The sequence below is a fragment of the Waltera intestinalis genome, from assembly GCF_009695995.1.
GTDB classification, from domain to species: domain Bacteria; phylum Bacillota; class Clostridia; order Lachnospirales; family Lachnospiraceae; genus Acetatifactor; species Acetatifactor intestinalis.
On the sequence record NZ_VUMU01000012.1, the window covers coordinates 17,300 to 40,082 of the forward strand.

At 49.0% G+C, this 22,783-nt stretch carries 21 protein-coding genes; 16 read left to right on the forward strand and 5 right to left on the reverse strand.

The window, feature by feature from the left end; translation table 11 throughout:
* Window positions 1-50 precede the first annotated feature (50 nt).
* From FYJ59_RS09825 to FYJ59_RS09835, 3 genes are read left to right on the forward strand one after another with little or no spacing between them, the layout of a single operon-like run.
* Window positions 51-2,105 (forward strand): oxidoreductase, encoded by a 2,055-nt coding sequence (locus tag FYJ59_RS09825; protein WP_154496688.1) that lies wholly within the window; start codon window positions 51-53, stop codon window positions 2,103-2,105.
* Window positions 2,106-2,119: 14 nt separating this feature from the next.
* Window positions 2,120-3,400 carry an aconitase X gene (locus FYJ59_RS09830; RefSeq protein WP_154496690.1) on the forward strand — a complete coding sequence of 427 codons (1,281 nt, stop codon included), beginning with the start codon at window positions 2,120-2,122 and terminating at the stop codon, window positions 3,398-3,400.
* Window positions 3,397-3,840: an aconitase X swivel domain-containing protein gene (locus tag FYJ59_RS09835; protein ID WP_022154650.1), complete on the forward strand. Its 444-nt coding sequence runs from the start codon at window positions 3,397-3,399 to the stop codon at window positions 3,838-3,840. The genes FYJ59_RS09830 and FYJ59_RS09835 overlap by 4 nt, the downstream gene beginning before the upstream one ends.
* A gap of 86 nt (window positions 3,841-3,926) precedes the next feature.
* Here FYJ59_RS09835 and FYJ59_RS09840 read toward each other — a convergent pair whose 3' ends face one another.
* A complete protein-coding gene (locus tag FYJ59_RS09840; protein WP_022154647.1) occupies window positions 3,927-4,364 on the reverse strand; it encodes a GatB/YqeY domain-containing protein in 438 nt (145 codons plus the stop codon).
* 323 nt (window positions 4,365-4,687) lie between these two features.
* Between FYJ59_RS09840 and FYJ59_RS09845 the strand changes: the two genes are divergently transcribed.
* From FYJ59_RS09845 to FYJ59_RS09890, 10 genes are all read left to right on the forward strand, one after another.
* Window positions 4,688-5,362, forward strand: coding sequence for a DNA alkylation repair protein (locus FYJ59_RS09845; RefSeq protein ID WP_154496693.1), 675 nt, complete (start codon window positions 4,688-4,690; stop codon window positions 5,360-5,362).
* Window positions 5,363-5,392: 30 nt separating this feature from the next.
* On the forward strand, window positions 5,393-6,472 hold the full coding sequence (locus FYJ59_RS09850; protein ID WP_154496695.1) for an anti-sigma-I factor RsgI family protein: 1,080 nt from the start codon (window positions 5,393-5,395) through the stop codon (window positions 6,470-6,472).
* Window positions 6,473-6,569: 97 nt separating this feature from the next.
* Window positions 6,570-7,085: a GNAT family N-acetyltransferase gene (locus FYJ59_RS09855; RefSeq protein ID WP_235897993.1), complete on the forward strand. Its 516-nt coding sequence runs from the start codon at window positions 6,570-6,572 to the stop codon at window positions 7,083-7,085.
* Between the two features lie 46 nt (window positions 7,086-7,131).
* Window positions 7,132-8,091, forward strand: a complete 960-nt coding sequence (locus FYJ59_RS09860) for a GTP-binding protein (RefSeq protein WP_154496697.1) — start codon at window positions 7,132-7,134, stop codon at window positions 8,089-8,091.
* On the forward strand, window positions 8,079-8,825 hold the full coding sequence (locus tag FYJ59_RS09865) for a DUF5058 family protein (protein ID WP_154496699.1): 747 nt from the start codon (window positions 8,079-8,081) through the stop codon (window positions 8,823-8,825). Before FYJ59_RS09860 ends, FYJ59_RS09865 begins: the two co-directional genes overlap by 13 nt.
* Before the next feature lie 64 nt (window positions 8,826-8,889).
* Complete coding sequence (locus tag FYJ59_RS09870; protein WP_154496701.1) at window positions 8,890-9,708, forward strand: hypothetical protein; 819 nt, start codon at window positions 8,890-8,892, stop codon at window positions 9,706-9,708.
* A 19-nt stretch (window positions 9,709-9,727) separates the two neighbouring features.
* Entirely contained in the window at window positions 9,728-11,167 is a 1,440-nt protein-coding gene (locus tag FYJ59_RS09875; protein WP_154496705.1) for a M20/M25/M40 family metallo-hydrolase, read from the forward strand.
* A gap of 12 nt (window positions 11,168-11,179) precedes the next feature.
* The gene (locus FYJ59_RS09880; RefSeq protein ID WP_154496707.1) at window positions 11,180-11,728 is read left to right on the forward strand and encodes a phosphohydrolase; all 549 of its coding nucleotides are present in this window, start codon (window positions 11,180-11,182) and stop codon (window positions 11,726-11,728) included.
* Window positions 11,670-12,590, forward strand: coding sequence for an SDR family NAD(P)-dependent oxidoreductase (locus FYJ59_RS09885; RefSeq protein ID WP_235897995.1), 921 nt, complete (start codon window positions 11,670-11,672; stop codon window positions 12,588-12,590). Before FYJ59_RS09880 ends, FYJ59_RS09885 begins: the two co-directional genes overlap by 59 nt.
* Window positions 12,591-12,911: 321 nt before the next feature.
* Entirely contained in the window at window positions 12,912-14,273 is a 1,362-nt protein-coding gene (locus FYJ59_RS09890; protein WP_154496709.1) for an MATE family efflux transporter, read from the forward strand.
* A 12-nt stretch (window positions 14,274-14,285) separates the two neighbouring features.
* On the opposite strand, the gene FYJ59_RS09895 is transcribed toward FYJ59_RS09890, so the two are convergent.
* A complete protein-coding gene (locus FYJ59_RS09895; protein ID WP_154496711.1) occupies window positions 14,286-15,764 on the reverse strand; it encodes an alanine/glycine:cation symporter family protein in 1,479 nt (492 codons plus the stop codon).
* A 432-nt stretch (window positions 15,765-16,196) separates the two neighbouring features.
* Between FYJ59_RS09895 and FYJ59_RS09900 the strand changes: the two genes are divergently transcribed.
* Window positions 16,197-17,186 (forward strand): hypothetical protein, encoded by a 990-nt coding sequence (locus FYJ59_RS09900; protein ID WP_154496713.1) that lies wholly within the window; start codon window positions 16,197-16,199, stop codon window positions 17,184-17,186.
* On the opposite strand, the gene FYJ59_RS09905 is transcribed toward FYJ59_RS09900, so the two are convergent.
* From FYJ59_RS09905 to FYJ59_RS09915, 3 genes are all read right to left on the reverse strand, one after another.
* Window positions 17,134-17,997 carry an AraC family transcriptional regulator gene (locus FYJ59_RS09905; protein WP_205839517.1) on the reverse strand — a complete coding sequence of 288 codons (864 nt, stop codon included), beginning with the start codon at window positions 17,995-17,997 and terminating at the stop codon, window positions 17,134-17,136. The genes FYJ59_RS09900 and FYJ59_RS09905 overlap by 53 nt on opposite strands.
* 238 nt (window positions 17,998-18,235) lie before the next feature.
* On the reverse strand, window positions 18,236-18,949 hold the full coding sequence (locus FYJ59_RS09910; RefSeq protein WP_154496717.1) for a response regulator: 714 nt from the start codon (window positions 18,947-18,949) through the stop codon (window positions 18,236-18,238).
* A 63-nt stretch (window positions 18,950-19,012) separates the two neighbouring features.
* Window positions 19,013-20,149: a sensor histidine kinase gene (locus FYJ59_RS09915; RefSeq protein WP_328597227.1), complete on the reverse strand. Its 1,137-nt coding sequence runs from the start codon at window positions 20,147-20,149 to the stop codon at window positions 19,013-19,015.
* A 290-nt stretch (window positions 20,150-20,439) separates the two neighbouring features.
* On the opposite strand from FYJ59_RS09915, the gene FYJ59_RS09920 reads away from it, so the two are divergent.
* A complete protein-coding gene (locus FYJ59_RS09920) occupies window positions 20,440-21,132 on the forward strand; it encodes a PrsW family glutamic-type intramembrane protease (protein WP_154496722.1) in 693 nt (230 codons plus the stop codon).
* 109 nt (window positions 21,133-21,241) lie between these two features.
* Window positions 21,242-22,777, forward strand: coding sequence for a DUF1538 domain-containing protein (locus FYJ59_RS09925; RefSeq protein WP_154496724.1), 1,536 nt, complete (start codon window positions 21,242-21,244; stop codon window positions 22,775-22,777).
* Window positions 22,778-22,783: the final 6 nt, after the last annotated feature.

Below are 22,783 nucleotides of genomic sequence, written 5' to 3' on the forward strand. Positions count from 1 at the left end.
ACATATAGGGGTACGCAAATGAGAAGAGAGAAGGCAAAGGAGGAGTTACAATGAAACAACAGTTGGAACCGTTGTTTACGCCGTGGAAGATCGGAAACTGCGAGATTAAGAACCGCATTGTTCTGACATCCATGGGTGGCACAAACCTGTTGGGATGGATGGAAGTGAACCATTTTGACAAGGATGGTGCGAAATTTATTCTGGAGGTAGCGAAAAATAATTGCGGTCTGGTGCTTCCGGGATGTCAGCCGGTATACAATCCCATGTACGGACAGTGGCTGTATAAGAAGAAAAAAATGTATGAGGATCTGGCAAAGTGGATGCCAAAGTTCCACAAGACAGGAGCAAAGCTGTTCGTCCAGCTGACGGCAGGTTTCGGCAGATCATTTACCATCAGTGAAATGATGGAGACCCTGTACACCAATAAGGCATTGCGGGTACTGGCGAAACCTTTTATGGATCTCGACAAGATTACAGCCGCACCCAGCCCGTCTCCGAACCGCTGGTCAGATAAAGTTCCTTCCCGGGAGATGACCGTGGAGGAGATTCAGGAGTTCATCACCGCATTCGGTAAGACAGCAAAATTATTAAAGGATGCCGGTGTGGACGGTGTGGAGATCCATGCGGTACATGAAGGCTATCTACTGGATCAGTTTACTTTAAAATATGTGAATCAGCGAACCGATGAATATGGTGGATCTTTTGAAAACAGATATCGTTTTGCTGTAGAGATCGTAAAAGAGATCAAGAAGGTCTGCGGGCAGGATTTCCCTGTGTCTCTTAGGTACAGTGTGGAATCCAAGACCAAGGGCTTCCGTGAGGGAGCACTTCCCGGAGAAAGCTTCACAGAAGCAGGTCGTGATATGGCAGAATCCGAAAAAGCAGCGAAGTATCTGCAGGATGCCGGTTATGATATGTTAAACTGCGATAACGGTACTTACGATGCCTGGTACTGGGCACATCCCCCTATCTATATGCCGGAGAACTGCAATCTGGAGGATGTGGCGCATATCCGTAAATTCGTGGATATCCCTGTGGTATGCGCCGGACGTATGGATCCGGAGACGGCTGCGGCTGCTATTGCAGACGGAAGAATCGATGGTGCCGGATTCGCCAGACAGTTCCTGGCAGACCAGGAATGGGTGACCAAGCTGATGAATGATAAGGAGGACGACATCCGTCCCTGTATTCTGTGCCACAACGGCTGCTTCAACATGTGTCACTATAAGGGAGTTCCCAATGATCAGGCATTATCTGATTCCCTGCATCTGGCACGCTGTGCGGTAAATGCCGAGACCATGCAGTGGGAGAAGCACAAGATCGTCCCCACCACCAGCCCGAAGAAAGTACATATTATCGGTGGCGGTATCGGCGGCATGGAGGCTGCCAGAGTACTGAAGCTGCGGGGACATGAGCCGGTGATTCACGAGCAGACAGATCATCTGGGCGGAACCTTTATTGCTGCCAGTGCGGAAAGCTATAAGGGAAAACTGCGGGATCTTCTGACCTGGTATCGGAAGCAGATGGCAGATTTGGAAATCGAGATTCATTACAATGAAAAAGTGGAGAGCATCGCTCCGTTTGCCGGTGCTCCCGTGATCATCGCTACCGGAGCAGTGCCCAGAGTACTGAAAAAAGTGCCCGGTCATGAGAAGATGGTTGAGGCATGCGAATACCTTACCGGTACTCCCGTAGGAGAAAAGGTTGCCGTCATCGGCGGCGGACTCACCGGCTGTGAGATTGCTTATGAACTGGCGCTGCAGGGCAAACAGCCTGTAATCGTAGAGATGAAAAACGATCTCATCGCCCAGACCGGAGTATGCCTGGCCAACAGTTCCTATCTGAGAGAGTGGTTCGCCTGGAAGAAAGTGCCCGTATATCTGGAAACTACGCTGCAGGAAGTAAAGGATGACAGCATCGTATGCAAGGATGCTTCCGGAAAAGAGATCACAATTCCCTGTGACAGTGTGATCAGCTCCGCAGGATACATTCCCAATCCACTGGCACCGAAGGGCAGCAATGTCAGCCTGGTAGGTGACTGTGACGGTGTAGGCAATCTGCGAAGTGTCGTATGGCGCGCTTATGAAGTTGCCATGAAGATTTAAAGGGAGGGAAATCAATGAACTTAACAAAAGAACAACAGGAAATATATGATGGAAAACAGGGAGCGACCCTGGCGAAGGTCATGCAGACGCTGGTGCGCTACGGCGAGCTGTTCGGTGCGGACGGTATGGTGCCTGTGACCAGTAAATATAACCATCTGGTAACCTCTTTCGGATTGAAAGCACTGGCGCCGGTGTATGAACTGATGAATCAGCTGATCGAATCCGGCAATGTATCCAAACAGAAATTTTCCGCCGATCCGAGACCACTGGATCCCAATGTGCCCAGTTCTTTTTTACAGGATTTTGTGTTCAAGAATTTCATGTACTCCAAGCAGGATGACTACGAGAAACAGCTGACACAGCTGGGTATCATGGAAAAGGATGCTTACACCTGCACCTGTTACATGGATGAAGTGGGAAATACCCCGGCCATGGGAGAGGTGCTGTCCTGGTCTGAGTCTTCCGCAGTGGTTTATGCCAACTCCGTATTGGGGGCAAGATGCAATCGTAACTCCGGTATCATTGACCTCATGGGTTCGGTAGTGGGCTATGTGCCCCGTTTCGGTCTGTTAACGGATGAGGGCAGAAAAGCCACCTGGATCGTGAAGATAGAGACAACGAAGAAGCCGGAAGCACAGCTGCTTGGATCTGCCATTGGTATGAAAGTCATGGCGGATGTTCCCTATATCGTAGGACTGGACAAATGGCTGGGCGGTAAGCTGGATGATGCAGCGAAAACCTATCTGAAGGATTTCGGCGCAGCGACTGCTTCCAACGGTGCGGTAGGTCTGTACCATGTGGAAAATATCACTCCGGAGGCTGTAAAATACGGAAAAGATCTGATTGCGGAGGATGCAAAGGTCTATGTGGTAGATGATGCGGAACTTCAGAGGGTCTATGAGAGCTATCCGGTGATCTGGAAAAAGAAGGATGCCAAGCCGAAGCTGTGTTTCATGGGATGTCCCCATATGAGTTTACAGCAGCTCATCGACTGGACGGAAAAAGTCTCTCAGAGCCTGAAAGAAGCAGGTAGAACCAGAGTATGTATTCCTACCGTATTCACGGCGGCACCCGCGGTACTGAAAAAATTTCAGGAGACCCCTTATGCGGAGACGTTAAAGGCAACGGGAGTTATTACTTCCTATATCTGCCCGTTAATGTATATGAACAATCCTCTCAGCGAGAAGATGCCGGTCATTACTTCCAGCAACAAGCTGCGGACCTACACCAGTGCAAGATATTATACCGATGCTGAGATCTTAGAGCAGATCACGAAGGGAGGAGCGGACAAATGAAAGAATTTAAAGGAAGAATCGTAGCCTCCGGAACTGTAACAGCCAAGGCACTGGTATCTCACGGGGGTCTGAACACACTGGCATCTTTCCAAAAGGCATTACAGTTCGGCGATAAAAAAGCAACCTGCGGAGATCAGAATAATCCCGACCTCTATGGTAAACAGATGGCGGGCAAAGCCCTGTGCCTGCCGACGACTATCGGATCTACCACCGGCGGACTGGTACTTTACTGTGCCTGCTCCATGAACAGACAACCGGCATGTATGCTGTTTTCCGAACCTATTGATTCCCTGGCAGCAGCCGGAGCAATCCTGGCAGATGTGTGGCTTGACAATGTGCAGATGCCTGTCATTGACAGTCTGGGGGAAGAATTTCTGGAATATGTGAAGGATGACATGAATATTACCGTAAAAGAAGACGGTACGGTAGTAGTGGAATAATGCTTTAGATAACAAGCGGCTTTCGGAGATCCTCCGGAAGCCGTTTGTTGATGGATTTCAAAATCGCTGATAATGCACCGCACATATTATTTGGTCAGCTCAGCAACGACCTGATTGATGACCTTGCCGTCAGCCTTGCCCTTCAGTTCGCCCATAACAGCCTTCATGATCTGGCCCTTATTTTTCGTAGCCAGAACATCTGCGAATTTCTCTTCCAGAATTGCCTTGACTTCCTCAGCGGAGAGCATCTTGGGAGCAAATTCGCTCATGATCTCATAGCGCTTCTTGTATTCCTCCAGCAGCTCGGTACGGTCTGCGGGGCAGGTATCGATCTGCTCCTTCACGGATTTGATCTCTTTTAAGATGGCTTCGTTGGCCATCTCATCGGGAATATTGTCACGGCAGCCGTTGTCGATCCCTTTTTTCTTTACAGCGGATACCAGCGCGGAGATAGCATCCTTTCTGAATTTATCCTTTGCCTTCATGGCAGCGATCATAGCGTCCTGTAATTCTTTTAATTTCATTGTGGTCTCCTCTCTGGAACAAAATCTCCAAATGTTTTCTGTGTTTTATTATACTCTCACAGATGAAAACTGAAAAGAAGAAAATGGGAATATCTGTCAGCTTATATCCGGGTTGTTTACACAGATATACCCTCAAACTCTTCATAGCGTGGGTATCAGCAACAAAATAAGTAACTAATACCCATAAACTAGTTACGCTGAGGAGAAAGGACACAGGAGGGTGTTCGCCGCATCACTCTTAATTTCCATCCATGACTGTTTTGCATATCTTCTATGCTTGTGGTACAATAAACAGAAAGCAGGCATTTTGAGGAGAAAATTGTATGAAAGCACAGGAATTATTATTTCAATTGCAAGATAAAGGTTACCGTGATTTTCAGAGCAAATTAATCCCGACGATTCCTGTGGAGACGATTATCGGTGTCCGCATTCCCGCTATTCGTAAGCTTGCGAAGGAGTATGGAAAGGATCCGGAGAGCGTAGAGTTTCTGAAGCAGCTGCCGCACACTTATTATGATGAAAATATTTTGCATGCGCTGCTGGTGGCGGAGATCAAAGATTACGAGGTTTGTGTAAAAGAAGTGGAGCGTTTCCTGCCTTATGTAGATAACTGGGCGGTGTGTGATATTTATTCACCAAAAGTGTTTCGCAAAAATAAAGACAAACTCATAGACAAAATAAGAGAATGGACAGCTTCGGACCACCCTTATACCTGCCGCTTTGGAATGGAAATGCTGATGACACATTTCCTGGATGAGGATTTCCGGGTGGAATATCTGGAGATCCCGGCAGCGGTACATTCCGAGGAATATTATGTGAACATGATGATCGCGTGGTTCTATGCCACGGCACTGGCAAAACAGTGGGATGCGGCCGTTGGCTATATCGAGAAAAAATGCTTGGATCCATGGACTCATAACAAGACCATACAGAAGGCGAGGGAAAGCTACCGGATCACTCGGGAGCAGAAAGAGTATCTGAAAACATTAAAGGTGTAAAACAGATGCAAGAAAGCTATGAGGTAGGATATGAAAAAGAGAAACAAGGCAGAAGTGTTATCAGGTCAAAGAATCAAAATAGCGGCGTTGTTAACGGGAATAAGTTTGTTGCTGTTATCTGGCTGCGGCAATAAAGCACAGGAAGCGGAAGGATCACAGGTACAGACAGACATCGCTGTAACTGCCACAGAACAGACTGCTGCGGCAGAAGAGCAGGCAGAGACAACAGATCCGGAAACATTGGATTATGCATACCGGCTACATATTACGATCAATCCCGAATTCAGGTTATATCTGGATAAGCAGTCAAAGGTAGTGGCGGTTGCATGCCTGAATCAGGATGCGGAAGATCTGTTCTCAGAGACGGACCTCACGGGGATGGATGTGGAAAAGGCTATGCCTGTGATCATACAGCAGGCAGTGGCAAAAGAGTATCTGGCAGACGGTAAAAATATCACCATAGATCTGGAAAAATCAACGGAGTCCGGGCAGGCAGACACAGTGGAACAGGTGATCGCGGCTGCAGTTACTGAGGAATTAAAAGAACAAGGTGTGGATGCCGTCTTAGAGCTGCAGGATGCCGGTACGCCGGTCATCATCGAAGGAACCGACACAGGAGCCGGGGATACTGTTCTGGATAAGACAGATAATACAGGTAATTCAGCTAATTCAGATAAGGCTGGAAATGCGGCGGAAAGCGGAGCAAACAATGCAGTTCCGGAAAACGGAACTACAGGTAGTGGATCGACAACAAACGTTTCACAGAAGACAAAATGTAGTGCCTGTGACGGAACCGGAATCTGCCAGGAATGCAAGGGTGGTACAGCACCTTGTAAGCGTTGTGGAGGATCCTTGTGGGAGACCTGCGGTACCTGCGGAGGCAGTGGCAGACAGACCTGTCCCGGATGCGGCGGCAGCGGTGTGGATGCTACCAGCGGAACCAGCTGCAGACATTGTGGAGGCAGTGGTGGAAATACCTGCCAGCAGTGCGGTGGAAGCGGTGGTAAGTCTTGTAGTATCTGTCATGGCAAGGGTGTGATCTCTGATGACTGCATTCTGTGTCACGGAGACAAAAAGTGTACTGTATGCGGCGGTAGTGGGGAACTATAAAACAGTAAAACAATCAAGCTGCAAATGAAAAAACGTAAAGCATAAAAACGTAAAAGATAAGTCAGTAAAAGATAAGTCAGTAAAGGGATGGAACAGCATGAAAGATCATCACATGGAATTTCGCAGGGCACGCAGAGAAGAAGCAGAAGAAATCCTGCAGTTATACCGTTCCCTGATCGGAACCGAATATTGTGTCTGGACAGAAAATTATCCCACAGAACGGGAAGTGGAATTTGACCTGTCGAGAAATGCATTGTTTTGTTTGTATGAGAGAATGCCGGAACCTGATGAGAGAGAACGATTAATAGGCACAATCTCCATAGACGATGACCCGGAAGTGGAGGCACTGTCCTGTTGGTCAGAGGATCTTACCCCGGTGGCAGAGCTGTCCAGACTGGGAGTGGCAGCAGAATATCAGAATCGCGGCATTGCCAGGATCCTGTTGCAGGAAGCTATGGCGGAATTGAAATCACAGGGTTATAAGGCGGCACACATATTAGTGGCAAAGGACAACGTGAAAGCCCTGCGTTCTTATGAAAAATTGCATTTTACCACGGCAGGGGAATGTGAGCTTTTCGGGCATTACTACTGGTGTTATGAGAAAGAATTATAGAAGTGATCACTATGCAAATCAATGAAACAGAGAGGAAAGACGATATATGGTAACGATCGATCTGATCACAGGCTTCCTGGGATCCGGAAAGACTACTTTTCTGAAAAAATATGCAGAATACCTGATGGATCAGGGACTGCATATCGGTATTCTGGAAAATGATTTCGGTGCCATCAACGTGGATATGCTGATGCTCCACGAACTCAGGGGAGATCAGTGCGAACTGGAGATGATTGCCGGAGGATGCGATGCGGAGAGCCACAGGAGACGTTTCCGTACGAAGCTGATCTCCATGCGAATGTGTGGTTATGACAGGGTGCTGGTGGAGCCGTCGGGAATCTATGATGTAGATGAGTTTTTTGATGTACTTCGGGAGGAGCCACTGGACCAGTGGTATGAGATCGGCAATGTCATCGCCATACTGGATGCAAGACTGGAGAATAATCTCTCACAGCAGGCGGACTATCTGCTGGCATCGGAGGCTGCCAATGCCGGAAAAGTGATCCTGAGCCATGCGGATGCAGCCACCAGGGAACAGTGTGAGGACACGGTGGCACATCTCAACCGGGCACTGGAACAGATCCGTTGCGACCGGAGAATCGACCCCAAGAAGGACATCTTACAGAAAAATCTCACGGATCTGACAAAAGAAGATTTAGAGGAAGTATCCGAATGCGGTTATCGTCTGGAAAGTTACCGCAAGATGGATTTAGAGAATGGACAGAGCTTCGACTCTTTATTTTTCATGGAAGAGAAGATTAAGCCGGAGGCTTTGGAACGGGCGGTGCCCAGACTGTTTTCCGACAAGTCCTGCGGAGAAGTATTCCGTATCAAGGGCTTTGTGAAAAACGGAGCAGGACAATGGATGGAATTGAATGCTACACCGGACAGTCATACGATGCAGTCTGTCGCAGTGGGGCAGGAGGTGCTGATCGTCATCGGAGAGCACTTACAGGAAGATAAAATCAGAGAGATTCTGAAGGAGGAAGAGACATGTCAATCTTAAGTCAGTTAAACAGTGTACCGATGTACCTGATCTGTGGAGGGATCATTGCTTTTGTGGCGGTAGTCTGTGTGATTTTTCTGGTGAGGGCATACCGCGCCGGACAGGCACTCGGTATGGATACCACGAAAATGAAGCGTACGATCATCTCCAGTGCGACCTTTTCCCTGTTGCCCAGTGTGGGGATCCTGCTGGGTGTCATCGCCCTGTCGGGAAGTCTGGGAACACCCTGGCCGTGGCTTCGATTGTCCGTGATCGGTGCACTGCATTATGAGACCCAGGTGGCGCAGGCAGCAGCGGAGCAGGTGGGAATGAGCACATTGTCTGCTGCGGAAATGACACCGCAGGCATTTTCCACGATCGCACTGCTCATGAGCATCTGCATTATCTGGGGCATGACATTGTCCATTTTCCTGAATAAAAAATATACACAGAAGCTGACCTCGAATAAAAAATCCGGCAAGCCGGGTTTCGGAGATATGGCAATGACCGCCATGTTCATCGGACTGGTCAGCACCTACATCGGAAGATATCTTGGCGGTTTTATATCGGAGAACGGATTGTTTACGTTTCACGGAGATTACATTCCGTTAGTGGTAATGGCGGTATCGGCACTGGTGATGGCAGGGTTTGTATACCTCATTGAGAAAAAAGGAAAAGCCTGGGTGGACAGCTTTTCCATTGCCGGAAGCATGATCATCGGTATGACGGCAGCGGTGCTGGTGGGGTTGCTGTAACGACTGACAGAACAACCTACATAGTACCGGGTAGCGTATCTCCGAAACGGAAAGGAATATCAATATGAGAACAGATAGCATGAAGGCAGATAGTATGAAGGCAGATAGTACGAGAACAGATAACATGAAAGCGGATAGCATGACAATAGATAATACAGAACTGAATAGTGGAGAAGCAACAAAGGAACAGACCGGGCAGACTCCGGATACCTGGCAGGCCTACACAAAGAAAACACATGTCATCGGGCGGACTGTGAGTATCATTACGCTGGTGATGTTGGTGGGAGCACCGTTTCTCATCGGTAAGCTTTTAGGTGCGTATCCGGATCTGAGTGCTGTCGGCAAGGGGTTCCTCTCTGTGGGAATCGTATGGCTGGTCAGCAGCATCGCGGAGTTTTTGATCTACACACCGATGCTGGGAGCCGGCGGCGGATACCTGGCATTTATCACCGGTAACCTGATCAATATGAAGATCCCCTGCGCGGTCAATGCGAGAGACATGGTAGGAGCGAAGACCGGAACCCCGGAAAATGAGATCATCTCCACGATCTCCATTGCCACATCTTCTCTGGTGACAATCCTCGTCCTGGCGCTGGGCGTGTTATTGATGGTGCCGCTGCAGCCCGTGCTGCAGAGCGAAGTATTGCAGCCGGCTTTTGAAAATGTGGTTCCGGCGCTGTTCGGTGCCATGGCGTACAAATATTACCGGAAAAATATGAAGATCGCTGCATTGCCGCTGATCCTCATGAGCCTGTTATTCATTCTGGTACCATCCCTGATCGGCTCCACCAGCTTTATGATCGTTCCTTCCGGCGCGATTGCCATCGGTGTGGCATATCTGCTGTTCCGGAAAAAGAATACACAGAAAACGACAGAAGAATAATTAAGAAAAGAGGACAGATATGAAATACATAGGTTTGATACTTCTTGCAGTGTTGGCTGTGATCGTATTGTTACTGTTGATCGCAGTGCTCCGTACCTTATTGATGCCGTCGAAGACTTCGACTTATGTGGCAGACGAACCGGAGGAGGAAGCGCTGGCACTGGCAGAGAAGCTGTCGAAAATGATTCAATATGACACCACCTCCTATGCCAACGTGGCAGAGGTGGAGAAATTCTTAGGCTTCCATAAGGTGCTGGAGGAACTGTTCCCTCTGGTACATGAGAAGCTGGAGAAGACAGAGATCGATGGGAATCTGTTATTTTACTGGAAAGGAAAAAGCTCTGAAAAACCGATCCTGCTCATGAGCCACCAGGATGTGGTGCCGGCGGAAGGTGAATGGGTTCATGCACCTTTTTCCGGAGATATCGCAGAAGGAAAAGTATGGGGCAGAGGCGCATCCGATACCAAGGCCTCTGTAATGGCATTTTTCCAGGCGGTGGAGGAACTCCTGTCGGAAGGGTTCGTCCCGCCCACCGATGTCTATCTGGCAAGCTCCTGCACGGAAGAGTGGGGCGGTGACGGTGCACCGAAGATTGTGTCAGAATTGCAGCGCAGAGGGATCGAGCTGTTCCTGGTATGCGATGAGGGCGGTGCAATCATCACCGAACCCATCGGCGGCATTCACGGCAATTTTGCAATGGTAGGCGTATTTGAAAAGGGCAAGGCAGATGTGAAGTTCACTGCACGGAGCAATGGCGGACATGCCAGCGCACCGTCGAAGGGAACGCCCATTGCCAGATTATCCGCTTTTGTCAATGAGGTGGAGACGCATTCCCCGTTCCGGAAAAAGCTGCTGCCGGAGGTATCGGCAATGTTCACAAAACTGGCTCCCTATGCCGGATTCGGAATGAAGCTGGTATTCGGCAATGTGTGGCTGTTCGGCCCGGTATTAAAAGCGGTCATGCCTGCGATCAGTGCCCAGGCAGGTGCAATGCTGAAGACGACGATCGTTTTCACGGTGCAGAAGGGCTCCGATGCCTATAATGTGCTGCCTCAGGAAGCCTATGTGGGCGCCAACATGCGTTTTATTCCTCATCAGGGGGAGAAGGAGAGCCTGGAGATCATCAAAAAAGTAGCAGGTAAATACGGTCTGGAGACCGAAGTGCTGCATGCTAATGATTATACGCCGCCTGTGGATATTCACGGAGAAGCATTCCATCTGGTGGAGCAGACCATCGCAGATACTTTCCCGGGACTGCCTTCCAGCCCTTATGTGATGACGGGTGCGACCGATGCACAGTTTTACCAGCCCATCTGCAAGAACTGCATCCGTTTTGCACCGGTGATCTATGGACCGGAGCAGATGAAGGGAATGCATGGATTGAACGAAAATATTGAGTATAATTGTCTGCCCGGAGCTGTCAGATTCTATAAGAACCTGATCCGCGCGGAGAAATAAGGAGCGACACTTATGAACACCATGACTACATATTCTGGCAGAAAGTTTGATCCCATGCAGATGACACCGGGGGATGTATATATTGAGGATATCGCTCATGCGCTGAGCTTACTGTGTCGGGGCGGTGGACAGCTGAGCTATTTTTATTCGGTGGGACAGCATTCGCTCAACTGTGCTGCGGAAGCGAAAGCCAGAGGGTGGTCTAAGAGGCAGCAGCTCGCCTGTCTGCTCCATGATGCCAGCGAGGGATATATTTCGGATATCATCCGCCCGGTGAAGATCTATCTGACCAATTATCTGGAGATCGAAAGTAAGATTATGGGAACGATTCTCACACACTTCGGACTGGATGATCTGACGGAAGAGGAGAACCGCCGCTGGAAACAGATCGACGATGAGATCCTGGAACTGGAACTGAAGACATTGCTTCACGGCGAAGAGAACAGAGCAGTGCCGCCGCTTTTTTCCGTGCCGGATCTGGCGGAGCATACGCCCGGAGAGATTGAAGTCAGATTCTTACAAGAGGCAGAGCGGCTGGGGGTGCACGGAAGTGATCGTTGAGAAGAAGCCGGAGCGCAGTTATTCTACGACAGTAATGTACATTCTGGCATATTTGGATCGTTATGGCTATCCGGTATTGATTCTGATAGCCGGAGCGCTGGCAGATTTCTACCGGGGGAGTAACGGAGAGTGCGGATCAATCGGTTACGGCATTGCCACCGCCTATGCCAAAGAAGGTGCCAATCTGGTGCTGACCGGACGCAATGTACAGAAGCTGACGGATGCGAAGGAAGAACTGGAGGCAAAGTACGGTATCAAGGTACTTCCCGTACAGGCAGATGTCAGCGCCGGTTCAGACAATGAAGCAATCGTACAGAATGTGGTGAAGCAGGCGATTGACACTTTCGGAAGGATCGATGTACTGATCAACAATGCCCAGGCTTCCGCTTCCGGTGTAACCATCGCAGATCATACCACCGAGCAGTTTGACCTGGCGGTATATTCCGGTCTGTATGCAGCATTCTACTATATGAAGGCTTGCTATCCTTATCTGAAGGAGACGAAGGGTTCTGTTATTAACTTTGCCTCCGGAGCAGGTCTCTTCGGTAATTTCGGACAGTGCGCTTATGCGGCGGCCAAGGAAGGTATCCGCGGACTGACCAGAGTCGCAGCTACCGAGTGGGGTCCCGATGGCATCAATGTCAACGTTGTATGTCCTCTGGCATGGACCGCACAGCTGGAGAAATTCGAGCAGGCATATCCCGATGCTTTCAAGGCAAACGTCAAGATGCCTCCTATGGGACATTACGGCGACGTGGAGAAGGAGATCGGCCGCGTCTGCGTACAGCTGGCTTCTCCCGACTTCAAGTATATGAGCGGTGAGACCCTGACACTGGAAGGCGCTATGGGACAGAGACCGTAAGTGGGTTTTTCATCTATTGCGGGATGCGTCCTACGGTACGAAATATCAGCATTTCAAGCTGATCCGCAACAATACCGTTATGATCATTGCACACCGTATGAGTATCGTGGCAACTGCAGACAATACAAAGCTTCAAAAATCCGGGACAGTTCCTTTCCCGGATTTTTTTATTATTAATGTAATAATGTTATGAAATACATGCATAAAGCTTGAAAAAAAGATTTGAGTATGTATAATTGTCAAAGAAACACATGCGTAGAAAGCGAAAAAAGAAATCAGGCATGTAAGGAACAAAATAAAACAGAAAATGTGAGGAATACCATGCAGATAACAGCAATGAAAAAAGATGATTTTTACAGGCAGATGTTCAAACTGACCATCCCGATCATTATACAGAATCTGCTCAGTGCAGCGGTAAATTCCGCGGATGTCATTATGTTAAACTATGTGGGACAGTCCGCAATATCCGCAGTATCCCTGGCGTCAAATTTTTCGAATGTCCTGTTTATGGTATATTACGGACTGGGGACGGGAGCCACTCTCTTGTGCGCCCAATATTATGGAAAGGGGAACCTGGAAGCAATTCATACTGTAGAAGGAATCACACTTCGTTTCTCTATGGCAATTTCAGGTATTGTTGCGCTGATTGCATTTTTCCTCCCTCAGAAGATGATGCTTCTCTTTACACCTGATCAGGAGCTGATCACTATCGGCGCCTCTTATCTGCGGATCATGGGCATCACATACCTGTGCTGGGGCATCACGGAAGTGTATCTTGCCATTCTGCGAAGCGTAGGTCGTGTGACGGTCAGTATGGCGTTGAATATGCTGGCTTTCGTATTGAATGTCATTCTGAATGCCACATTTATCTTCGGACTGTTCGGCATGCCAAAGCTGGGAGCTACCGGTGTCGCCATTGCCACAGCCCTGTCCCGACTGGTGGAACTGGTGGCATGCGTTATTGTATCTTCCTTTAGCAAAAATGTAAAACTGCATCCGAAGTACCTGCTCGTTCACAGTAAGGTGCTGACACAAGATTTCATGCGTCTGTCTCTGCCCGCACTTTGCAACGATGTGTCCTGGAGTGTGGCGTTTTCCATGTATTCCGTGATCCTTGGGCATCTGGGAACAGATGCGGTGGCTGCTAATTCACTGGTGGTCGTAGTGCGCAATATCGGTACGGTGTTCTGCTTTGCCATTGCCAGTGCAGGTGGCATATTGCTGGGAAATATTATGGGACAAGGCGATCTGGAGAAGTCGAAGAGTTACGCTTCCCGGATGTTGAAGATGACGGTAATCGCCGGAGCTATAGGCGGCCTGATCGTACTGGCAATTACACCCTTTGTGTTACGGTTTGCTACATTGAATGACACTGCCATGCATTATCTGAAATATATGCTGCTCATCAATACTTATTATATTATGGGCGCTGCCGTGAATACGGCGCTGATCGCCGGAGTATTCCGTGCCGGCGGAGATACGAAGTTCGGACTGATCTGCGATACGATCGATATGTGGTGCTATGCGATCCCTCTGGGATTCTTCGCCGCATTTGTACTGAAACTCCCGGTGCTGTGGGTCTATTTCCTGTTATGCACGGACGAATTCGTCAAATGGCCCTGGGTCATTAAGCATTACCGAGAGGGTAAATGGGCGAAGAATATTACCAGAGAAGAAGTATGATTCTAAGTTAAATTACATGGCCTTTTCCTGCTCTTCCTGAATTTCGGGGAAAACAGATAACATGGGCTTTACATCTTCTTTTTTAATGATACGTGCCACGTAATTTTTCGTGATCTTCATTACTACGGGAGACAGGGCTATGACACCGATCAGGTTGGGAATCGCCATCAGACCGTTGAAGGTATCGGACAGATCCCAGGCAAGCCCTAAGTTCATGGTGCAGCCGATGAAGATCATCAGTACGAATGCAATCTTGTAGACAATGGTGGATTTCGTACCGAATAAATATTCACATGCCTTGGAGCCGTAGTGACTCCAGCCCAGTACAGTAGAGAAGGCGAACAGCAGGATCGCAATGGCGATGAAGGCGGGACCGAAGCTGCCGAATACGGTAGCAAAAGCCTGACCCACCAGAGCGGAACCGGACACATCCACCAGTACGGCACCGGTATCCAGGTCGATCAGTCCGGAGGACAGAACCGCAAAGGCTGTCAGTGTACATACGACCATGGTGTCGGCGAATACTTCGAAAATGCCCCACATACCCTGGCGTACGGGCTCTTTTACGTTGGAACTGGAATGCACCATAACGGAGGAACCAAGGCCGGCTTCGTTGGAGAACACGCCGCGCTTCATGCCCCAGGTCAGAGCCAGCTTCACACCGGAACCTACGATACCGCCGCCCACGGCGCGCAGACCGAATGCTCCTTTGAAAATAGCGGTAAATACGGTACCCACGTGACCGATATTTGCAAAGAAGATTACCAGTGCACCGATGACATAAGCGATGGCCATAAAGGGAACCAGCTTCTCGGTGACAGCTGCGATTCTTTTTAATCCGCCGACAATGACCAGCGCACCGATGATCACCAGAACAATGCCGGTGGCGGTAGCGGGAATGGAAAAGGCAGAAGTCATGTTCGCAGCAATCGAATTGACCTGACTCATGTTGCCGATACCGAAGGAAGCCAGCAGGCAGAAAGCAGAGAACAGCACAGCCAGTACGGCACCGATCTGTTTGCAGCCCTTATAGGAGCCGAGACCGTCCTTTAAGTAGTACATGGCACCGCCACTCCATTCCCCTTTGGAGTTCCGGCGGCGGTAGTAGATACCCAGTACATTTTCCGAGTAGTTCGTCATCATGCCAAAGAAAGCCACGACCCACATCCAGAAGATGGCGCCGGGACCGCCGGCGACCAGTGCACTTGCCACCCCGACGATATTACCGGTACCGATCGTGGCAGCCAGTGCGGTGCACAGCGACTGGAACTGGGAAATGGACTGATCTCCGGCCTCCGTATGTTTCGTTACATGCTTGTCGTGAAAGATGCCGCCCACCGTATTTTTGAACCAGTGTCCCAGATGGGATAACTGGAAAAAATTTGTCAGGATCGTCATCAGAATACCGGTACCTACCAGCAGTACCAGCATGGGGACACCCCATACGAATCCATTGACGGCACTGTTCACATTGGCTATGAGTTCTACCATATACATTCTCCTCCTTTGTTTTCAGGTAAAAGAAAAAGCGCAGACACCCGAAGATGTCCACGCTGACATAGTTACCTGATCTGTATTTCGTTTCTGATTTTTTCCCAGTATAACATATAGGAAAAGATGCCGCAAGAGAAAATTTTTCTAAAAACCCCTATTGACCTAAAGTTAGCTTTAGGTATTATGATAAAACCATCCCGTAAGAAATGTCTCTAACGTGGAAAATCAAGCATATCGAAAGCTACGGCGCCAACAGCGGCTTCCCTGTATACGGCGGAAAACTGTAAGGCGAACCGTCAGTGTGACGAAAACAGGAAATGCGAGCGATTACGAAAAGTAATGGCTCGCATTTTTAGCTTTGTATTGTTTTGTACTATAAAGTTTCCCCGGGCTGTGTCGATATTATTCATATAGGAAAATACAGACACCATGGATGGAGAAAAAGCTACGGATGGCGGCCTTGAGAGAGGCAGCCATCCGCTTTTTGCGGCAGTAATCGCTGTCGGAGAGGGAGATATTATGGCAATTACAGGAATCAGCTATGGAAGGACTTTCGTGTATGAGACACAGAAGAGAGTGAATGAGGGAGTTTTGCAGAGTACGTCAGATGCGGAAAATCGTTTTGCGGAAAATCTGGAGGCTGCGGAGGAAAATGACAAGGCACTGGCGCCGGTGACGCGGGGGGTGCGGCTGAACCGTCGTATCGAAGGCAAGGATAAGGTGCCTTATGGGGAGATGGCGGAGAACGGTGTTATCGAATATGAAGGTGTGGTCTTTGTCTGTGACTATGATCATAACCGTCTGACTCTGGGGGATACTTCGAATGAGAAAAACTGTATCAACATTCCGCTGTCCGGCGGTGGAAGTCTGCTGGTTAACCGGAATAACATCGATGCCCTGTCCAAAGCCATCGGTATGTTCAGCCCGGAGGATGTGAACCGGATCCTGCGTGCACTGGCACAGGATAAGAAGATCCGGGAGATGGAGAAAGAACTGGATGATATGGAGAACGGTGACAATGTAGACAGCAACGAGGAAACTTCGGAGACGCCCGATGCGGACAAAGCAGCGGAAACGGACCTGGCCGGAACCGCCGGAGAACCGGAAAAAGAGGATCTGAGTCTCATGGAGCAGATCCGCGAGAAAATGCAGGAAATCTACGACAAGCTTCAGAACGGCGATACAGAGACGAAATTCCGGATCGGCAATCAGGAATTCAGCATCAAAGAATGGGACAGTTTTCTGGAGAAGTTCGACAACGTACAGGATGCAATCCGGGAGGCATTGGAAGAGAAAATCGAAAAACAGACGGAAGAACATTTCGAAGAGGAAGACTTAGAGGAGACTGCCGATAAGAAACCCGATGTCAATCAGGATTTTTACGATATTCCCGGGGAGATTTTCCGTACACTTTTTTGAACAGATCCTTGAAATAATTGCTGTCGTTGAAGCCGTATTCCAGAGCAATATCCGTGATGGAACTGTTGGTGGTAAGAAGCGCCGTCTGGGCGTGCTTGAGCCGTACATAGTTTAAATATTCCTTGAAGCCCATACCGGTGATCAGCTTGAATTTTTTACTGAAATAGGTGGGGCTTAGGGAAGCCACGGAGGAGACCTCTTCCAGTGTCAGTGGCTTGCGGAAATTGTTGTAAATGTATTTTGTGGCAAGCAGGATATCCGCATCCCGGGAATTTAGCAGATCCGGTTCCTTTTCATTCATGACGGAATGCCGCATCAGCATGAGCAGGAGCTCTTCCAGATAGCAACGCTCAAAATGCTCGGAGTATTGGTCGAAGCGGGAATTCTCGGTGAGCATACGGGTCAGCAGAGAGCGCAGATATTCCTGGTATACCGTAGGAACGCTGCCCATGAAGGAATGTAGCTGTAGCCCCTGCCCGGATATGGAAGTGAGGCTGTCGGCAGACCAGTCCGATAAATGCAGATATTCTTCTTTGAAATAGATCATTACGATCTCGCAGACCTCTCCGGCAGAATACAGAGAATGATGCAATTCTCCCGGGGCAATGAAGACCAAATCTCCTGATTCCATCTGGTAGACGGTATCTTTTAGTAGGAAACGGCAGCTGCCGGACCAGAGATAGAATATTTCATAAAAGCTGTGATAATGATCGGGCTGCAGGGGAGAAAAATCACCTCTGCGGCCTTTTTCCACGATGATCCGGTCAATATCCTTTCTGCCGCGTCTGCCTTTTTTAGTTGTGATATCCATAGCTGCTCCTTCACTTTTTAAATCTACTGACATTGATACAGTCAGAATACCACAAAAAAACAGTACTTTCAACATAAACAAGCTATAAAAACAGCAGTAAATATTAAAAAATTACGCTATTATAATAATTGAAAAAGGAACCCGCCTCTTTCAAAAATATACTTTTCTCTCTATTCCCCTCGGTATACTCCCCCTCGCCGAGGGGAATTTTAATTCATAGGAAATTTCTTCCTATGAATTAAAAACGCTCCGCGGGGATCGCGCCGTTCTCGTTCTCACGCATCCGATAGCCCACACCAATCTCAGTGAAGACATACTGGGGCTGTGCGGGATTCTGCTCCAGCTTTCTGCGGATGTTCGCCATGTTGACCCGGAGGATCTGATTATTATTGTCCATATAGGGACCCCAGATAGCATTCATGATATAGCTGTAGGTCAGGACTCTGCCGGAATTTTCCGCTAAAAGTGTAAGCAGCTGGTATTCGATCTGGGTCAGGTGCACCTCTTCGCCCCGCAGGCGGATCAGTCGTTTCTCGAAATCAATCTCCAGATCCAGTGTCTTATATACATGACCGGGAGTCTGGGCGTGGCTGTGCCGCAGAGAAGTGCGGATCCTTGCCATGAGCTCTCCGGTGCCGAAGGGTTTTGTGATATAATCGTCCGCACCCAGATCCAGAGCGGAGACCTTTTCCTGCTCCTTGGTGCGGGCAGATATGATGATCACGGGAACATCGCTCCAGGAGCGCAGCTTTTGCAACACATCCAATCCGTCCATGTCCGGCAGCCCTAAGTCTAGCAGGATCACGTTGGGGCAGAAAGAAGTGCTGAGACTAAGTCCCTCTCTGCCGTTTAAGGCATGCATGATCTTGTAGCCTTCCCGGTCCATGGTAGCGGTGATGAAATTACTGATACTTCTATCGTCTTCGATTAAGAGAACTTTGATCTTATTCATATCTGTGATCCATATCCTTTCCGGTATTTTCAAGAGTTCTGTCTTATGTGGCTGAGAGTACACTTATTTTTCTGAAGCGACAGCTCCCACCTTGGGCAGTGTGAAACAGAATTCCGCGCCATCCGCATGATTCCGGCCACTCAGCGTTCCGTGATGGGCGGTGATGATGGTCTTGCAGATGGACAGACCGATACCCATGCCCTTGCGGGAATCCGAGCTCTGGGAATTGTTGTAGGTACTCGTCTCGAACAGATTCTGTAATTTTTCTTCCGACAATCCTTTTCCGTAGTCTCTCACAATAAAAGATACATGCTCCGGATGATCCTCCACGATGAAATCAATGGGCAGGATACTTCCGGAATGAACGATGGCGTTTTCCAGCAGATTGATGGTGACCTGCTCGATCAGCACCGCATCCATGGGGATCATCAGAAATTCCTCGGGGATCTTGACCCGGATGGCGGCATCGGGATAGCGTTTTTCCAGTTTCTCCAAAGCTTCTCCCACCACTTCCTCCACCGGTTCCTCTGTGGTATTGATGCTTAAGCTGTCTCCCTGGATACGAGTGACGGACAGCAGATTTTCCACCATATTCAACAGCCAGTTGGAATCCTCATAGATATTGGTCATGATCGTACGCTGCTCGGTGGAGCTTAGATCGTTCTGACTTTCCAGAAACAGGGAGCTGTTGCCGATGATGCCGGTGAGCGGCGTGCGCAGATCGTGGGAGATGGCGCGCAGTAGATTTGCACGCATCTTTTCCATTTCGGCCTCTGCCAGCCGCTTTTCCCGCTCTGCGATCATCTCGGACTGGATGGTCATATGGGAGGTCATGGTACACAGGATCAGAGTGATTCCACTCATCAACAGGAAGGTGATAGGGTAGCCGGTCAGTGTGAAATTAATCTTATAATACGGATAGGTGAACAGATAATTGATCGCTATTACGGAAAAAAGGGTGCAGGCAATGCCGTAGCTGTAGCCCACCGTCCATCTGGCGATGATCACCAGTGCCAGAATGTAGAACAGTGCTACATTGGCATGGTTGTCCGGTACTATATGCTGATATAAAAAAGAGGCAAGAGTGGCGCACAACATACAGGCGGCACAGATCAGGATACTGATGGCGTGTCTGGTAAAGGGTGGTTTTAAGCGGAAGCTTTTCCGCGGTGATTTTTTAACGGAAAGTGATCGGAACACGGTGTGATCCTCCATGAAATATTGTTAGTCGTTTTGTAAATTTATTATAACTATAGTACCATTACTTTGCAATGCAAGGTGTAAAGAAGTAGTTAAGGATATTTGAAAACCGGTATATTTTCCCCTAAAGCTACGGCAAAAGGCAGGTATCCTCAGGAAAATCCAAGACACAAAAAATAGGAACATATACTTTCGTTAGGTTGACATCAGGAAAAACATTAGATTAAAATGTAGTATGGCGGCGGTCCTGAAAGGGCGGACCGTCTATGTGGACAGAAGAGGAATAGGTTATGTTTCTGACAGGATTGGCACTATTGCCGGCCATCGCACTGGTGGTATGGATCTATAGACAGGATAAGGTGGAGAAGGAGCCGAGGGGATTATTGTGGAAAATATTCCTGTTTGGTGTATTGTCTGTGATCCCCGCCATGATACTGGAAATCATTCTGGATGAAGTATTTCTGGTATTTATGGATGCAGATACGCTGTGCTACGTGATCCTGGATAATTTTATCGGGGTGGCACTGATCGAGGAACTTTGCAAGATGCAGGCGGCCAAATGGGCGGCATGGAAGCATCCGGCATTCAATTACAAATTCGATGCCATCGTGTACTGTGTGACTTCGGCATTAGGATTTGCAGCCATTGAAAATGTTCTGTATTGTCTGGGCGGTGACATTGGGACGGCAGTGACCAGAGCCCTGTTGTCCGTGCCTTCCCATGCCATCGATGGCGTGATCATGGGATATTTTTTCGGTGTGGCGAAGGAGGCAGAACTTGCAGGCGATAAAAAACGCAGGAAACGCTACCTGAAGCTCAGCGTGTTCATGCCGATGATCGAACACGGTATCTATGATTCCGCATTGTCTCTGGATGCGGACTGGATCTTCGTTTTCTTTTTCCTGTTTGTGATCGTGGTGGATGTCTGGACCTATAAATTTGTGAAAAAGCAGTCTGGGCAGGACCGGGAGCTGTCTGCATAAAGATTGCGTTAAGACCCCGTGAAAATTTTATAAATTCACGAAAAACGGTAGGATCGGGTCTTTGCTTCATGTTAAGATAAAGAAAACATAAAGAAAGGAAAGACCAATATTGAAGTTATTAAATCCAAAGATCCGGCAAAAATTTGCAGAATCCTTGAAGGCGGTCCTGCCGGTAGTAGGGATCGTGATCGTATTAAGCTTTACTATAGCTCCCATTACCTCCAGTATCCTGCTGTGCTTTCTGGTGGGGGCGGTGATGGTCATGGCCGGTATGATGTTTTTCACCCTGGGTGCGGAGATGTCCATGACCCCCATGGGAGAAAAAGTGGGTGCCAGAATGACCCAGAGTAAAAACATTCTGCTGATCGTAGTGTTATCTTTTCTGTTGGGAGTGGTGATCACCATTTCCGAGCCTGACTTGCAGGTGCTGGCGACACAGGTGCCTTCGGTTCCGAATATGACGCTGATCCTGGCAGTGGCAGTGGGGGTTGGAATCTTCCTGGTCATTGCCCTTCTGCGTATGTTGATCGGTGTGGCCCTGCCGCCATTGTTGACCTTTTTCTACATAGTAGTGTTTGTTCTTGCATTTTTCGTACCGGAGAACTTCCGGGCAGTGGCGTTTGATTCCGGAGGTGTGACCACGGGACCCATGACCGTTCCTTTTATCATGGCACTTGGTGTCGGTATTGCGTCCATCCGTAATGACCATCATGCGGCAGACGACAGCTTCGGTCTGGTAGCACTGTGCTCCATCGGCCCGATCCTGGCGGTCATGGTGCTGGGGCTGATCTATAAGCCGACCAATGCGGATTACCAGCCGGTGGCGATCCCGGAGATCGCTGATTCCGTGGAACTGGCGCAACTTTTTGCTCATGGGATTCCGGATTATATGAAAGAGATCGCACTCTCATTACTTCCCATTGTATTGTTTTTCGGTCTGTTCCAGATATTTGCCCTGCGGCTGTCGGGGAAGATACTGGCGAAGATTCTGATCGGTCTGGTGTATACTTATATCGGTCTGGTACTGTTCCTGACCGGTGCAAATGTGGGCTTTATGCCTGCCGGTAATTACCTCGGTCAGGTCATGGCAGCCAGATCCTACAGGTGGGTACTGGTGCCGGTGGGAGCACTGATCGGTTACTTTATCGTAAAAGCGGAGCCAGCGGTCTATGTACTGAATCATCAGGTAGAGGAGCTGACGGACGGTGCCATCTCTGCCAGATCCATGGGGGTTTCTCTGTCCGTGGGCGTATCCTTATCCGTAGCACTGGCGATGATCCGCGTGCTGACGGGGATCCCGATTCTATGGTTTTTGATCCCGGGCTATGGTGTGGCGATCGGACTATCCTTTTTTGTACCGAAGATATTCACAGCGATCGCCTTCGACTCCGGCGGTGTGGCGAGCGGTCCCATGACAGCTACCTTTTTACTGCCGTTAGCACAGGGTGCCTGTGTGGCGGTGGTCGGCAATTTAGTCGCAGATGCTTTCGGTGTGGTAGCAATGGTAGCCATGACACCGCTGATCACGATCCAGATATTGGGAATGGTATATCAGTTAAAGCAGCAGAAGAGCGGTGCAGGCGTATTTGCCGGTGCGGCGGATGCATTTGGTGCTTTGGATGAGAATGCCATCATTGAACTGTAGGAGGTG